The organism is Micromonospora sp. NPDC049204 (assembly GCF_040647935.1).
In the GTDB taxonomy this organism is placed as follows: domain Bacteria; phylum Actinomycetota; class Actinomycetes; order Mycobacteriales; family Micromonosporaceae; genus Micromonospora.
Window position 1 is genome coordinate 318,983 of record NZ_JBEZDC010000007.1, and the last position, 13,243, is coordinate 332,225.

At 71.9% G+C, this 13,243-nt stretch carries 13 protein-coding genes; 4 read left to right on the forward strand and 9 right to left on the reverse strand.

All coding sequences use genetic code 11. The features are described 5' to 3' along the window. Window positions 1-21: 21 nt before the first annotated feature. Window positions 22-1,056, forward strand: coding sequence for a hypothetical protein (locus AB0A90_RS16715; protein WP_357247928.1), 1,035 nt, complete (start codon window positions 22-24; stop codon window positions 1,054-1,056). A gap of 70 nt (window positions 1,057-1,126) precedes the next feature. Here AB0A90_RS16715 and AB0A90_RS16720 read toward each other — a convergent pair whose 3' ends face one another. From AB0A90_RS16720 to AB0A90_RS16730, 3 genes are read right to left on the reverse strand one after another with little or no spacing between them, the layout of a single operon-like run. Further along, window positions 1,127-1,255: a hypothetical protein gene (locus tag AB0A90_RS16720; protein ID WP_357248085.1), complete on the reverse strand. Its 129-nt coding sequence runs from the start codon at window positions 1,253-1,255 to the stop codon at window positions 1,127-1,129. After that, on the reverse strand, window positions 1,252-2,082 hold the full coding sequence (locus AB0A90_RS16725; protein ID WP_357247931.1) for an alpha/beta hydrolase: 831 nt from the start codon (window positions 2,080-2,082) through the stop codon (window positions 1,252-1,254). Before AB0A90_RS16725 ends, AB0A90_RS16720 begins: the two co-directional genes overlap by 4 nt. Before the next feature lie 5 nt (window positions 2,083-2,087). Continuing rightward, a complete protein-coding gene (locus AB0A90_RS16730) occupies window positions 2,088-3,050 on the reverse strand; it encodes a TIGR03557 family F420-dependent LLM class oxidoreductase (RefSeq protein ID WP_357247935.1) in 963 nt (320 codons plus the stop codon). 379 nt (window positions 3,051-3,429) lie between these two features. On the opposite strand from AB0A90_RS16730, the gene AB0A90_RS16735 reads away from it, so the two are divergent. After that, a complete protein-coding gene (locus tag AB0A90_RS16735) occupies window positions 3,430-4,851 on the forward strand; it encodes a cellulase family glycosylhydrolase (protein WP_357247937.1) in 1,422 nt (473 codons plus the stop codon). 55 nt (window positions 4,852-4,906) lie between these two features. On the opposite strand, the gene AB0A90_RS16740 is transcribed toward AB0A90_RS16735, so the two are convergent. The 4 genes from AB0A90_RS16740 to AB0A90_RS16755 form a co-directional block, all read right to left on the reverse strand. Continuing rightward, the gene (locus AB0A90_RS16740; RefSeq protein ID WP_357247939.1) at window positions 4,907-5,227 is read right to left on the reverse strand and encodes a multidrug efflux SMR transporter; all 321 of its coding nucleotides are present in this window, start codon (window positions 5,225-5,227) and stop codon (window positions 4,907-4,909) included. A 102-nt stretch (window positions 5,228-5,329) separates the two neighbouring features. Beyond that, window positions 5,330-6,589 (reverse strand): sigma-70 family RNA polymerase sigma factor, encoded by a 1,260-nt coding sequence (locus AB0A90_RS16745; RefSeq protein ID WP_357248068.1) that lies wholly within the window; start codon window positions 6,587-6,589, stop codon window positions 5,330-5,332. A gap of 6 nt (window positions 6,590-6,595) precedes the next feature. Next, window positions 6,596-6,997 (reverse strand): YciI family protein, encoded by a 402-nt coding sequence (locus AB0A90_RS16750; RefSeq protein WP_357247942.1) that lies wholly within the window; start codon window positions 6,995-6,997, stop codon window positions 6,596-6,598. A gap of 107 nt (window positions 6,998-7,104) precedes the next feature. Then, a complete protein-coding gene (locus tag AB0A90_RS16755; RefSeq protein WP_357247945.1) occupies window positions 7,105-9,312 on the reverse strand; it encodes an alpha-galactosidase in 2,208 nt (735 codons plus the stop codon). Between the two features lie 241 nt (window positions 9,313-9,553). Here AB0A90_RS16755 and AB0A90_RS16760 point away from each other — a divergent pair, with 241 nt between their 5' ends. Continuing rightward, complete coding sequence (locus tag AB0A90_RS16760) at window positions 9,554-11,545, forward strand: beta-galactosidase (RefSeq protein ID WP_357247948.1); 1,992 nt, start codon at window positions 9,554-9,556, stop codon at window positions 11,543-11,545. A gap of 37 nt (window positions 11,546-11,582) precedes the next feature. Next, on the forward strand, window positions 11,583-12,359 hold the full coding sequence (locus AB0A90_RS16765; RefSeq protein ID WP_357247951.1) for a DeoR/GlpR family DNA-binding transcription regulator: 777 nt from the start codon (window positions 11,583-11,585) through the stop codon (window positions 12,357-12,359). Between the two features lie 101 nt (window positions 12,360-12,460). On the opposite strand, the gene AB0A90_RS16770 is transcribed toward AB0A90_RS16765, so the two are convergent. After that, entirely contained in the window at window positions 12,461-12,697 is a 237-nt protein-coding gene (locus AB0A90_RS16770; protein WP_357248071.1) for a hypothetical protein, read from the reverse strand. Window positions 12,698-12,792: 95 nt separating this feature from the next. After that, the gene (locus AB0A90_RS16775; RefSeq protein WP_357247954.1) at window positions 12,793-13,041 is read right to left on the reverse strand and encodes a DivIVA domain-containing protein; all 249 of its coding nucleotides are present in this window, start codon (window positions 13,039-13,041) and stop codon (window positions 12,793-12,795) included. Between the last annotated feature and the right edge of the window lie 202 nt (window positions 13,042-13,243).

Sequence of the window (13,243 nt, forward strand, 5' to 3'; positions counted from 1 at the left end):
GGGCCGGTTACCGTGCCCACCGTGACCGACCCCCTGCCGGCCCGCCCGCCGCTGCCCGACCCGCCGGGCGGGCGCGTCGCCGCACCAACGGCGGCGCGGCCGGCACCGTCCGCCGTGGACCCGGCCGAACCGGCCGCCGTCGCGCTCCCGCTCGTCGCGGCCGTCGCGCGGGGTGTGGCGTTGGTCGTGGTGCTGCCGGTACGCCTGCTCTGGGAGCTGGTCGCGGCTGCCGGCCGGCTGGCGTACCGGAGTCTGCTGACCCCCGTCGGGCGGTTCCTGGGCCGCTGGTTGTTGTCTCCGCTGTCCTGGGCGCTGCACCGACTCCTGTGGCTGCCGCTGGTCTGGTGCGCCCGTAACCTGCTCTGGGTTCCGGCGCGCTGGGCGGCCCGGGTCCTCGTCTGGCTCCCGCTGCTCTGGCTCGGGCGGGGCCTCACGTGGGTGGCCCGCACGCTGATCTGGCACCCGCTGACCTGGCTGACGTACGGCATCGCCTGGGTGGCCCGCACGCTGCTCTGGGCACCGCTGCTCTGGCTTGCCCGTCGGGGGCTGCGTCCGCCTCTCGTCGCGCTGGGGCGCGTGCTGGTGTGGCTGGCCGAGTACCTGGTCCGACGGCCGCTGCGCTGGCTGGGCGTGGCGCTGACCCCCGCCGGACGGCTGGTGTGGCGTGGCGTCCGCGCACTCGGCGGGGCGGTGAGCGCCGCGCTCACCGGGTTGGGCCGGGGGATCTGGTGGGTCGTCGTGGGGTTCGGCCGGTTGCTCGTCGCCGTGGTGGTCGGTGCGTGGCGGGCGGCCGGGTGGGTGCTGCGGCAGTTCTACCGCCTGTTGCTGCGCCCGCTCGGGCACGGGCTGCGCTGGGTGTGGCGGCACGCCGTGCACCCACTGCTGCGGGGAGCCCGGTGGGCCTGGTCGGTGACGGTCGTGCCGGTGGCGCACGGCATCCGGGCGGCCTGGCGGGCCACCGTCGCGCCCGCCGCCCGGTGGACCCGCCGGTCGGTGCTCGACCCGGCGCGGCTGGCCTCCCGTGAGGTGCTCGGCGCCCTGGGCCTACGCCGGTGACCGGGCCGCGGCCTTTCTCGCGCTGACCCGCCCGAGGTGCGCGCCGGTCAGGGCGTGCTCGCCGTCGTCCTCACAGCACCAGGTTGAGCAGCACGGTGAGCACCACCGAGGCGACGATCGAGAAGAGGATCATCAGGAGGCAGCCGAGGCCGCCGCCGAGCGGGCGGATCTCCGTGTTGCCGAAGCGCATGGGGTTCACCTGTCCGAGAGTGCGGGTTGCGGGGCGAGCAGGCGGCGGACCGCGTCCGCGACCTGCGTCGGGGCGGTCGTGACCACGTTGTGCGCGACGCCGGGGACCACCAGCAGGTTCGCGTCCGGCACGAGCCGGGTCGCCTCGTCGCGCCAGGGCGCCGGTACGACCGGGTCGCGGGCTCCGGTCACGACGAGGGTGGGCGCGGTGACGCGGACGAGGTCCCGCTCGATCGGGTTGCGCACGGAGTGCGACACGGTCGCGAGGACCCGCCGGGGCCGGGCGTTCCAGACGTCGCGGACCAGGATCGGCGCCTGCAACGGCGCCTCGCGCAGGCAGTCCACCAGCCACCTGCCGAACAGGCCACCGTGGGACCGGGCGGACGGGTCACTCGTCGGTCCGGCCAGCACCAGCGCGCGTACCGCGTCCGGGTGGTTCGCGGCGACCGAGGCGGCCACCTCGGCGCCGAACGAGTGCCCCAGCAGGCACACCGGCGGCAGCCGGTACGCGGCCAGCCAGGCGGCCAGGTGCGCGGCGTGCCGGTGGACGTCGTACGCGCCGTCGGGGTGTTCGGTAAGCCCGAAGCCGGGCAGGTCCGGCACGTACACCGGGTGGGTGGTGGCGAGCGCGACGGCCAGCGGGGTGAGGTAACGGTGGGAGACGGCCAGGCCGTGCACCAGCACCACGGGCGGCGTCCCGGTCCCCGGGTCCGTACTGCGCCGGGTGTGGGTGCGCAGCCCGTCGACGAGCCGCCACTCACTCGTCAACCCGGCGGCCGACCGGGGCGCGGCCATGGCGAGCCGCAGCTCGGTCGGACCGAAGTGGCCGCCGCGCATCGACGTCACAACTCCCGCAGCCGGGGCAGGAGCTGCTCCTGCGCCCAGTCCAGGAACATCGGCTGGGTCTCTCCGCCGACCTGGATGATCGCCACGTGGGTGAAGCCGGCGTCGACGAACTTGCGGAACGCCTCGACGTGCGCGTCGATGTCCGGCCCGCAGGGGACGCCCTCGGCGACGTCCTCCTCCCGGACGAACTGGGTGGCGGCGGCGAAGGACTCCGGGCCGGGCAGGTCGGCGTTGACCTTCCAACCCATCCCGAACCAGCGGAACTGGTCGTGCACGATCTTGCGGCACTCGGCCTCGTCGGGGCCGTAGCAGATGGCCACCTGCCCGTACCGGGGCTGGCCGGCGCCGCCGGCGTCGTCGTACATCTCGATGATGTGCCGGTCGGGTTCGGTGGAGATGATGCCGTTGCCGTACTCCGCGGCCAACGTCGCGGACTGCCGGCCGGACGCGGCCACGGCCATCGGCACCGGCCGTTCCGGGCGGTCCCAGACGTAGGCGTCGGGCACGTCGAAGTGGTTGCCGGAGAAGGTCAACGTCTCTCCGTTGAGCAGCGGCCGGATGATCTGCAACGCCTCCTCGAACATCTCGTGCCGCTGCTGCACGTGCGGCCAGCCACCGACCACGTGCTCGTTCAGGTTCTCCCCGGCGCCCAGGCCGAGGGTGAACCGGCCGTCCGAGAGCGCCCCGATCGTGCTGGCCTTCTGCGCGACCACGGCCGGGTGGTAGCGGCGGATCGGGCAGGTCACGAACGACATCAGCTGGGCGCGGGAGGTGGCGTGGGCAACCGCGCCGAGCACCGACCAGGCGTACGGGGAGTGGCCCTGGGAGTCCAGCCAGGGGTAGTAGTGGTCGGACATCACCAACTGGTCGAAGCCGGCCGCCTCGGCCCGGACCGCGTGGTCGACCAACTGCTTGGGACCGGCCTGTTCGCCCATCAGGGTGTAGCCGACGCTGACCATCCTGGTATCCCCTCTCACTGGCTGATCGTTCCCGGGATACCCCGCTCGGCCGCCGTCAACCCTCCCGTCCGGTTCGGGATGGGCAGTGCTTGACGGATGACGGGTGACCTGCCTACCGTCGGTCTTAACCGGTTAAGAACCGGAGGTGGCGCACATCCTGTGGTGGGGATGACCGCCCCGCGACGGCCCGCGCTCGCGTGGGCCGTTGCGGCTGTCCGGGGAGCGGGCCGCTCAACTGAACCGGTTGCGAGGGCCAATCCATCGCCATACGCTGATGCGTGCGCGCCGGGCGTCGGGCGCGGCTGCCGGGCTGCAGTCGCCCTTCCCCCTGTCACGTCCCACCCCTGTCGGGCACCGGGGGTCCTCCCTGAGGAAGACCATGAAGACTCGACTCACCGCCGCCGGCGCGGCCCTGCTCGCGTTGCTCGTCGCCGTGCTGGCGTTCGGCCAGCCGGCACACGCCGCGGCCGGTTTTTCCGTCGCGAACGGCAGGTTGTACGACGCCAACGGAACCGAATTCGTCATGCGGGGTGTCAACCACGCACACACCTGGTATCCGCAGCAGACCAACTCCTTCGCCGACGTCAAGGCGCTCGGCGCGAACACCGTGCGGGTGGTGCTGTCCAGCGGGGACCGGTGGACCCGCAACACCAACGCCGACGTCGCCACCGTCATCTCGACGTGCAAGGCCAACCGGCTGATCTGCGTGCTCGAGGTGCACGACACCACCGGGTACGGCGAGCAGAGCGGGGCCATCACCCTGGACCGGGCCGTCGACTACTGGCTCAGCCTCGCCGACGTCCTCGTCGGCCAGGAAAGATACGTCATCGTCAACATCGGCAACGAGCCGTACGGCAACCAGAACTACGGCTCCTGGGCCACCGACAACGCCAACGCGATCAAGCGCCTGCGGGCCGGCGGGTTGACCCACACGATCATGGTGGACGCGCCGAACTGGGGTCAGGACTGGTCCTTCACGATGCGGGACAACGCCGCGTCGGTGTTCGCCGCCGACCCGGCCCGCAACACCGTCTTCTCCGTCCACATGTACGGGGTCTTCGACACCGCCGCGGAGATCAGCGACTATCTGGGTCGGTTCCGTGCCGCCGGCCTGCCGATCGTGGTCGGTGAGTTCGGTTTCAACCACTCCGACGGGGACCCGGACGAGGACACCATCCTCGCGTACAGCCAGGCCAACGGGATCGGCTGGTTGGGCTGGTCGTGGAGCGGCAACGGCGGTGGGGTGGAATATCTCGACCTCGCCACCAACTTCAACCCGTCCAGCCTGACCACCTGGGGCCAGCGGCTCTTCAACGGCGCGAACGGCATCCGGCAGACCGCCCGGGAGGCAAGCGTCTTCGGCGGCACCCCGCCGACGACGACGCCCCCGCCGACGACGCCACCGCCGACGACGCCACCGCCCACGACGCCACCGCCCACGACGCCACCGCCCACGACGCCACCGCCCACGACGCCACCGCCCACGACGCCGCCGCCGGTCGGTGGTTGCACGGCAACGTACACGGTGACCAACCAGTGGCAGGGTGGCTTCCAGGCCGAGGTGCGGGTGACCGCCGGTGCCGCCGGGGTCACCGGCTGGACCACCCGGTGGACTCTCGCCAACGGTCAGAGCGTCACCCAGTCCTGGAACGCGACGGTGACCAGCAGCGGATCCACGGTGACCGCGCGCAACACGGACTACAACGGCCGGCTGGCCGCCGGTGCCAGCGCCAGCTTCGGCTTCCTCGGCAGTTGGACCGGCAGCAACCCCACGCCGGAGGTGAGCTGCACGGCAGGCTGACCGACGCCAGGTGGCCGGTCCCGCACCGGGGGCCGGCCACTGCGTTCGGCTGCGGTCAGTGTTCCCCGGTCAGGTTCACGATGATCACGCCGGCGATGATCAGCGCGATGCCGGTGAGCTTGGCCAGCCCGACCGACTCACCCAGGAACACCGCTCCGATCGCCACGATGGCCGCGGTGCCCAGACCCGACCAGAGGGCGTACGCGACACCGACAGGTATCTCCTTGACGGCCTGGGCCAGCAGGAGGAACGCCAGCGCATACCCGCCGAGGCACGCCACCGTCGGCCAGAGGCGGCTGAACCCGGCGGTGCTCTTGATCAGGCTGGTCGCCAGCACCTCGGCGAGGATGGCGATCCCCAACAGCACGTACGCCACGTGTCCCCCTGGTCGTCGATGATCACGGAAGGGTGTTGCAACCACCAGTTGAGCCCGCCGCGCTGACGGAAAGTGTCCAAGATTGGCAGTTGGACCGAGTCGTCACGGGAGGTCGACGGGCTCGGCTGCCAGTCGGGCTGCCCGCATCTGCAGATAGCGCTGTTCGGGCAGGCTGCTCGTGCGTGCGGCGGCGGCGCGGTAGCCCGCCATCGCCCGCTCCCGGTCGCCGGCCATCTCGTGCAGGTGGGCGCGGGCGGCGGGCAGCCGGTGGTGCCCGGCCAGTCGGGGGTCGTCGGCCAGCGCGTCGAGAGCGGCCAGTCCGGCCGCCGGTCCGTGCACCATGGCGGTCGCCACGGCCCGGTTGAGCGCCACCACCGGGCTGCCGACGAGCCGTTCCAACACCTCGTAGAGCGCCAGGATCTGCGGCCAGTCGGTCTGCGACGTGCTCGGCGCCTCGTCGTGCAGGGCGGCGATCGCGGCCTGCACCTGGTACGGGCCGACCGGCCCACGCGGCAGCGCATGGGTGACCAGGGCTACGCCCTCGGCGATCGCCGCCGCGTCCCAGCGGCTGCGGTCCTGGTCGGCCAGTGAGATCAGCTCACCGGAGGGTCCGGTCCGCGCCGGACCGCGTGCCTCGGTGAGCAGCATCAATGCCAGCAGCCCGGTCGATTCGCTGTCGTCGGGCAGCAGCGTGTGCAGTGCGCGGGTCAGCCGGATCGCCTCGGCCGCGAGGTCGATCCGCCGTAGGTCGGGGCCGGCAGTGCTGGTGTGTCCCTCGGTGAAGACCAGGTAGAGCACCTGCCGGACGCTGGTGAGCCGGTCGGCGCGCTCCGCCTCGTCCGGCATTCGGAACGGCAGCCCGGACGCGCGGATGCGCTGCTTGGCCCGGCTGATCCGTTGCGCCATCGTCGCCTCGGGCACCAGGAACGCGCGGGCGATCTCGGCGGTGCTCAGGCCGCCGACGGCGCGCAGGGTCAGCGCCACGGCCGACGTCGGGGCGAGTGCCGGATGGCAGCAGAGCATCAGCAGGACCAGGGTGTCGTCGCGCTCGGCGGTCAACTCCTCGTCCGCGGCCGGTGCGTACTGCCGGTCGTCCGGGTCGCGGCGGGCGACCAGGTCCTCCCGGCGGCGTCGGGCCTGCTCACCACGGACCAGCTCGATCATCCGGCGGTAACCGACCTGGATCAGCCAGCCGCGCGGGTTCGCCGGCAACCCCTCGGTGGGCCACTGGGTGGCGGCGGCCAGCAACGCCTCCTGCACCGCGTCCTCGGCGGTGGCGAAGTCACCGAAACGGCGGGCGAGCACGCCGAGGACCTGCGGCGCCAACTCGCGCAGCAGGTCCTCGGTGCGGGCATCGGTGATCAGCCGTCACAGCTCCTGAGGTGGGGCGGACATCACCGGGTGCACCTCGATCGGCATGTTCAGCGGCTGGCCGCCGGGGCCGGGTGCGGTGGAGATGTACGCGGCCAGTTCCACCGCCCGCTCCGGGCTGTCGCAGTCGACGATCCAGTAGCCGGCGAGGAACTCCTTCGTCTCGGCGAACGGCCCCTCGGTGACCACCGGCGCCCCGCCGTCGCCGGCGCGCACGATCCGGGCCTGTTGCGGGCCGCCGAGGCCCTGCGCGTCGACCCACTCCCCGGCGGCGGTGAGCTTGTCGTTGACCTCGCCCATGAACGCGATGTGCGCCCGGACCTCGTCCTGCGTCCAGGTGGCGATGCTCGGGAAGTCGGTCCCCGCGGCGCTGAACTGCATCAGCAGCATGTACTTCATTGGTGGCTCCTCACGCCTGGGCACCGTCGTCGTCGGTGCTCTCACCCTGAGGTAGAAACAGGCAAAGCCCTTCTCGACACCCCGACCGAAGATTTCCCAGAATCTTTTCAGACGACGGCGTCGACCTCCAGCACCAGGCTCTGTTCCGGGTGCAGGGCGGGCAGTTGCACCCCCACCCGGGCCAGCGCCGCCCCGCTGAGGGTGACACCGCTCGCAAGCCAGGCCGGCGCGGACCGCTCGATCGTCGCCGGGGCCGGTACGCCCGCCACCTGTCGCACCCGGTAACGCCGCCCGGGGTCCAGGCCGGGCAGTCGGACCGCGCCCGGGGTCTGCGTCACCGAGGTGCTCAGGCGCGCCACCGCGTACACCGCCTTGGTGTTGTCGTGATCGACCACGCCGTGTGCCCAGACGGCCGGGTCCGGGTGGTCGACCCGGACCACCCGGCCGGCGTGCAGCAGCGGCCGCAGCCGCTTGTGCAGCGCCACCCAGGCGGCCAGTTCGGTCTGCTCGGCGGCGCTGATCGAGGCGATGTCCCACTCGATGCCGTGGTGGCCGAAGAGCGCGGTCGCCGCCCGGAAGCCCAGGTCGTGCACGCGGTTGGTGGTGTGCGAGCGATGCGGGCCGATGTGCGTGCCGATCAGCTCTGGTGGTAGCAGCAGCCCGGTCCAGCGCTGGATGCTGAGCCGTTCCAGGGCGTCGTTGCAGTCGCTGGCCCAGACCCGGTCGGTGCGGGCCAGGATGGCCAGGTCCACCCGTGCCCCGCCGGACGAGCAGCTCTCGATCTCCACGCCGGGATGCCGGCGGCGCACCTCGTCGAGCAGCCGGTAGACCGCCAGGGTCTGCCCGTGCACGCCGGGACGGCCGTGGTGCCCGGCCTCGGTGAGGTCCCGGTTCTGGTCCCACTTGAGGTAGCTGATGGCGGGATGGTCGGCGAGCAGCGTGTCGAGGCGTTCCAGCAGGTAGGCGTAGGTCTCCGGGCGGCCCAGGTCGAGCACCTGCTGGTTGCGCCACGCCGGTGGCAGCCGACCCGGCACCGCCAGCAGCCAGTCCGGGTGCGCCCGGAACAGGTCGGAGTCCGGGTTGACCATCTCCGGCTCGACCCACAGACCGAACTGAAGGCCCCGGCCGGTCACGTGGTCGATCAACGGTTGCAGGCCGTCGGGCCAGACGCGCTCGTCGACGTACCAGTCACCGAGACCGGCGGTGTCGTCGCGCCGGCCGCGGAACCAACCGTCGTCGAGCACGAACCGCTCCACGCCGATCTGCGCGGCCCGGTCGGCGAGCGCCCGCAGCCGGTCCAGGTCGTGGTCGAAGTAGACCGCCTCCCAGACGTTGAGGGTCACCGGCCGGGGGGAGCGTGGGTGTCCGGGCCGGGCCCGCAGGTGCGAATGGAGTACGTCGCTGAGCCCGTCCAGCCCGACGTCGGACCAGACCGCGTAGAGCAGGGGAGTGTCGTACGACTCGCCAGGGCCGAGCCGGATCTCGCCGGGGGCCAGCAGCTCACCGCCGCCGAGGGTCGACTCGCCGGTGGGCCGGCGTTCGGCGACGGTGACGTGGTCGCCGCTCCACGCGGTGTGCACCGCCCACACCTCGCCGTGGCCGAAGCCGAACCCGGCGGTGCCGGCCACCAGCAGCAGCGTGGCGTCGTGCCCGGTCCGGCCGTGCCGACCCTCGCGGACCCAGGCGCCGTGCGGCCACGGGTGCCGCTGCGGCGACCGTTCCCGGCACCACCGGCCGGTCAGGTCGAGCAACTCGGTGGCGACCGCCGGCACCGGCAGCACCGGCGTCAGCTCCCGCAGCTCGTACGCCGTGTCGCCGTCGTTGCGCAGCCGATGGCGAACGGTCAGCAGGCCGTGCGGGTCCAGGGTGATCTCGCTGGTCAGGGTCAGCCCGGCGGCCGGGTCCGACGCCCGCACGGTCAGCAGCGCCGCCCCGGGTCCGCCGGGCCCGCCGTCGGCCGGGAGTACGCCCACCGCCTCGCCGCCACCGGCCGGGTGGCCCGGGTCGGTGCCGATGTCCCGCACGTCCCACCCGTCGAGGCGGAAGGAGGTGGACCAGTCTCGTCCGTCGCGGTGCCCGGCCAGCCCCGGCCGGCCACTCCACCCCGCGCTCGCCTCCGGCAGCAGCGACAGCACGGGCGGCTCGTCGAAGCTGCTCGGCACCACCGGCGGCACCGTCGCCTCGGCGAGCTGGTTCAGGCCGTCGTCGTCGAGGTCGCCGACGTCGCCGCCCCAGTGCACGATCCGGGGCAGTCCCGGGCCGCGCGCGTCGAGCACCAGGCTGGTCCGCGCGCGGCGCAGGTGCAGGATGCTCATCCCTTTGAGGCTCCCAAGGTCAGGCGGCCGTGATCACCCATCGGGATCCACCGAGAATCCACATTGGTCAACACGAACGACCAGTGGGGCCTCAAGTTACCCCTCAGTCGAGCGCTGTCAAGAGGGCAGTTCACCTTCGATAACCCAGTGTGATAAGGCCGTAACGCGGTCAACGGTGGAAAATGAATCGATGTTGGAACCTGTTGACTTCCGCGTCGTGCGGGGTGCACCCTCAGCTCTCATGCGGCAATGGCACGGGAACGGCATCTCTTTCGGCGGCGACTACAACCCTGAGCAGTGGCCCGAGCAGACCTGGTCCGAGGACGTCGAGTTGATGCGCCGAGCCGGGGTCAACCTGGTCTCCGTCGGCATCTTCTCCTGGGCACTGCTGGAGCCCACTCCGGGCCGATACGAGTTCGGTTGGCTGGACCGGGTGCTGGACCTCCTGCACAGTGGCGGGATCCAGGTGGACCTGGCCACCGCCACCGCCAGCCCGCCACCGTGGCTGGCCAGGGCTCACCCGGAGACGTTGCCCCGCCGCGACGACGGCACGATCCTCTGGCCGGGCGGCCGGCAGGCGTACTGCCCCAGCTCGCCCATCTTCCGCGAACGATCGCTGGAGTTGGTGCGGGCGGTCGCCGGTCGGTACGCCGAGCACCCCGCCGTGGTGATGTGGCACGTCTCCAACGAGCTGGGCTGCCACAACGCGAATTGCTACTGCGACGTCAGTGCCGAGGCGTTCCGTGGCTGGCTGCGGGAGCGCTACGGCGACCTGGCGCAGCTCAACGACGCCTGGGGCACCGCGTTCTGGAGTCAGCGCTACGGCGACTGGGCCGAGATCAACCCGCCGCGCACGGTGACGGCCTTCGCCAACCCCACGCAGCAGCTCGACTTCCTGCGCTTCTCCTCCGACGAGCTGCGCGCCCAACTGCGCGCCGAACGCGAGGTGCTCAAGACCCTGGTCCGCCAGCCGATCACCACCAACTTCATGATCGGCATGGGCGTCAAGCACATGGACTACCAGTCCTGGGCCGACGATGTGGACCTGGTGTCCAACGACCACTACCTGACCGCCGCCGACCCGCAGGCGCACCTCGGTCTGTCGCTCGCCGCCGACCACGCCCGGGGCGTCGCCGGCGGCGATCCGTGGCTGCTGATGGAGCACTCCACGAGCGCCGTCCAATGGCAGCCGCGCAACGTCGCCAAGCTGCCCGGTCAGCTACGCCGCAACAGCCTGGCGCACGTCGCCCGCGGCGCCGACGGCGTGCTGTTCTTCCAGTGGCGCGCCTCCCGGGTTGGCGCCGAGAAGTTCCACTCCGCGCTGGTGCCGCACGCCGGCCCCGACACCAAGGTGTTCCGCGAGGTCTGCCAACTCGGCGCCGACCTCAAGGCCCTCGCCGAGGTACGCGGCAGTCGGGTGGACGCCGACGTGGCCATCCTGTTCGACTGGGAGGCCTGGTGGGGTGTCGAGCTGGATTCCCACCCCAGCGCCGACGTCACCTACGACGACCGACTGAACGCCCTCTACCGCGCACTCTGGCGGGCCGGCGTGACCGCCGACATCATCCACCCCTCGGCTGACCTCAGCGGCTACCGGCTGGTGCTGGTGCCCACCCTCTACCTGGTCCGGGACGCGGACGTCGCGGCACTGCACCGCTTTGTCGAGGGCGGCGGCACGGCGGCGGTGACCTACTTCAGCGGCATCGTCGACGAGAACGACCACATCCGCCTCGGCGGCTACCCCGGCGCGTTCCGGGAGCTGCTCGGCGTACGGACCGAGGAGTTCTTCCCGCTGCGCGAGAGCGAGCAGGTCCGCCTCGACGACGGCAGCACCGCCGACGTGTGGACCGAGTGGCTGCACCCGGACGGCGCGGAGGTGCTTGCCTCGTACACCGATGGGCCCCTGCCGGGTGTGCCGGCGCTGACCCGCCACCGGGTCGGCGACGGCGCCGCCTGGTATGTCGGCACCCGGTTGGACGACGCGGCCACCGACCGGCTGGTCGCCCGGCTCGTCGACGAGGCGGGCGTGCGCCCGGCGGCGCCGGCGCCGCCCGGCGTGGAGGTGGTACGCCGGCGCGACGGGGAACGCACGTGGCTGTTCGTCCTCAACCACACCGAGGCGGAGGCCCGGCTCCCGGTGCGCGGCACCGACCTGTTGACCGGCGAACGGTGCTCCGGTGAGCTGACGCTGCCGGCCGGTGCGGTGGCGGTCGTCCGTGAGGATCGGACCTGACTCTGACGACAGTTCACGGCGCGAAGGAGCTCTCCCCATGCTCGCCCGACAGCGGCAGACCGCCATCCTCGATCTGATCCGCCAACGTGGCGGCGTACGGGTGAGCCACCTGGTCAGCCGGTTCGGCGTGTCCGACATGACGATCCGCCGCGACCTGGAGGCGCTGGCCGAGCGCGGCCTGGTGGACAAGGTGCACGGCGGCGCGACACTCGCCGGGCCGGGTTCGGCCGAGGAGCCCGGCTTCGCCGCGAAGTCGATCCGCCAGCAGGCGGAGAAGCGTGCCATCGCGGAGCGGGCGGCGACGATGGTGGAGCCGGGGATGGCGATCGCGCTCTCCGCCGGCACCACCACCGCCGCGCTGGCCACCCTGCTCTCCGACGTGCGAGGGCTGACCGTCGTCACCAACTCGATCCCGGTGGCCGACGCGCTCTACCAGGACCCGCGCGCCGACCAGACGGTCGTCTTGACCGGCGGCATCCGCACCCCGTCGGACGCGTTGACCGGGCCGGTGGCCGAGGCGGCGATCAGCGCGCTCAACGTCGACCTGCTCTTCCTCGGCGTGCACGGGCTCAGCCCGCGCACCGGATTCACCACACCCAACCTGCTGGAGGCCGGCGTCAACAGGTGCCTGATCGGTGCCGCCCGCCGGCTCGTGGTGCTCGCCGACCACAGCAAGTGGGAGACCATCGGCATCGCCACGATCGCCCCTCTGGAGGCCGCCGACGTGCTGATCATCGACAGTGGGCTACCGACGGAGGCACGCACCACGATCGGCGAACAGGTGGGCGAGCTGGTCATCGTAGAGGTCGGTTAGGGTCAGACGTCGCCTGTGCCGAACCTTGATCGACTCGGCTTCCTGAAAACCGGGGCGTCCCGGCCACCTGGACACCGCAGTATCCAAAAGCCCGAGTCGATCTAAGGATCGTCTACGGGCGAGCAGGCTTCGTCGTGGTCGGCCTGCCGCGCGCAGCGGCGGCGATCGGGCATGATCCGGTCGCAGAAGACCCAGTGTCGTACGTGCTGCGCGTCCTCCGCCGAGACCGTGATGCCGGCGACGTCGACCTGTGGCGTCGAGGTCAGCGACCGGGCGAGCGTACGGGCCAGATCCAGCGCCCCGGCCAGATCGGGGACCGTCACCGGCAGGTGGATCACGTGTCGGGGTGGCGGTTCCGTCGACTCGGTGAACGCCAGCACGGCCGCCCGAGGCAGCGGCACGAAGATCCCGCCGGGAGGCTCGTACGGCGGGATCACGGCCGACGCCTTTCGGACCAGGCATTCTGCCGAGCACGCAGCGCCCGCTTCATCCGGGCGTTCTCCGCACATAGCTGTGCCAGGTCGTGGTGCAGCGCGGTCAGGTCGAGCGCGACCCGGTGCAGGAACCGCCGTACCTCGGCGGGGTTGAGCCCCCGTCGGCCGAAGCCGACCGTGGCGAACTGACGGTCGCGGACGTGCCGCGGATGCAGCCGGCTGCCGTCGTACAGCGTGCCTCTGGTCATCGGTCACCTCTCGTCGTCGGTGAATGGGTGAGTCAGGGTCGCGACGGCGCCCCTTGACGTGGTAGGTATGTCGTCAAGTCGGTTCGGAGCCGGGAGTCGCACCTCCCGACGCTCTAGTTGAGACCCGACGAGATCCGGTATGCGACTGCCACTCGCGAGGCCGTCTCTCGTCACCTTCTCGGCTGTTGGCGCAGCCGCGTTT

Excerpts from the sequence above, each read along its gene's own strand:
- AB0A90_RS16725 (WP_357247931.1), bottom strand. The coding sequence starts at position 2,082 with ATGCGCGGCGGCCACTTCGGTCCGACCGAGCTGCGGCTCGCCATGGCC.
- AB0A90_RS16730 (WP_357247935.1), bottom strand. The coding sequence starts at position 3,050 with ATGGTCAGCGTCGGCTACACCCTGATGGGCGAACAGGCCGGTCCCAAG.
- AB0A90_RS16735 (WP_357247937.1), top strand. The coding sequence starts at position 3,430 with ATGAAGACTCGACTCACCGCCGCCGGCGCGGCCCTGCTCGCGTTGCTC.
- AB0A90_RS16750 (WP_357247942.1), bottom strand. The coding sequence starts at position 6,997 with ATGAAGTACATGCTGCTGATGCAGTTCAGCGCCGCGGGGACCGACTTC.
- AB0A90_RS16755 (WP_357247945.1), bottom strand. The coding sequence starts at position 9,312 with ATGAGCATCCTGCACCTGCGCCGCGCGCGGACCAGCCTGGTGCTCGAC.
- AB0A90_RS16760 (WP_357247948.1), top strand. The coding sequence starts at position 9,554 with ATGCGGCAATGGCACGGGAACGGCATCTCTTTCGGCGGCGACTACAAC.
- AB0A90_RS16765 (WP_357247951.1), top strand. The coding sequence starts at position 11,583 with ATGCTCGCCCGACAGCGGCAGACCGCCATCCTCGATCTGATCCGCCAA.
- AB0A90_RS16775 (WP_357247954.1), bottom strand. The coding sequence starts at position 13,041 with ATGACCAGAGGCACGCTGTACGACGGCAGCCGGCTGCATCCGCGGCAC.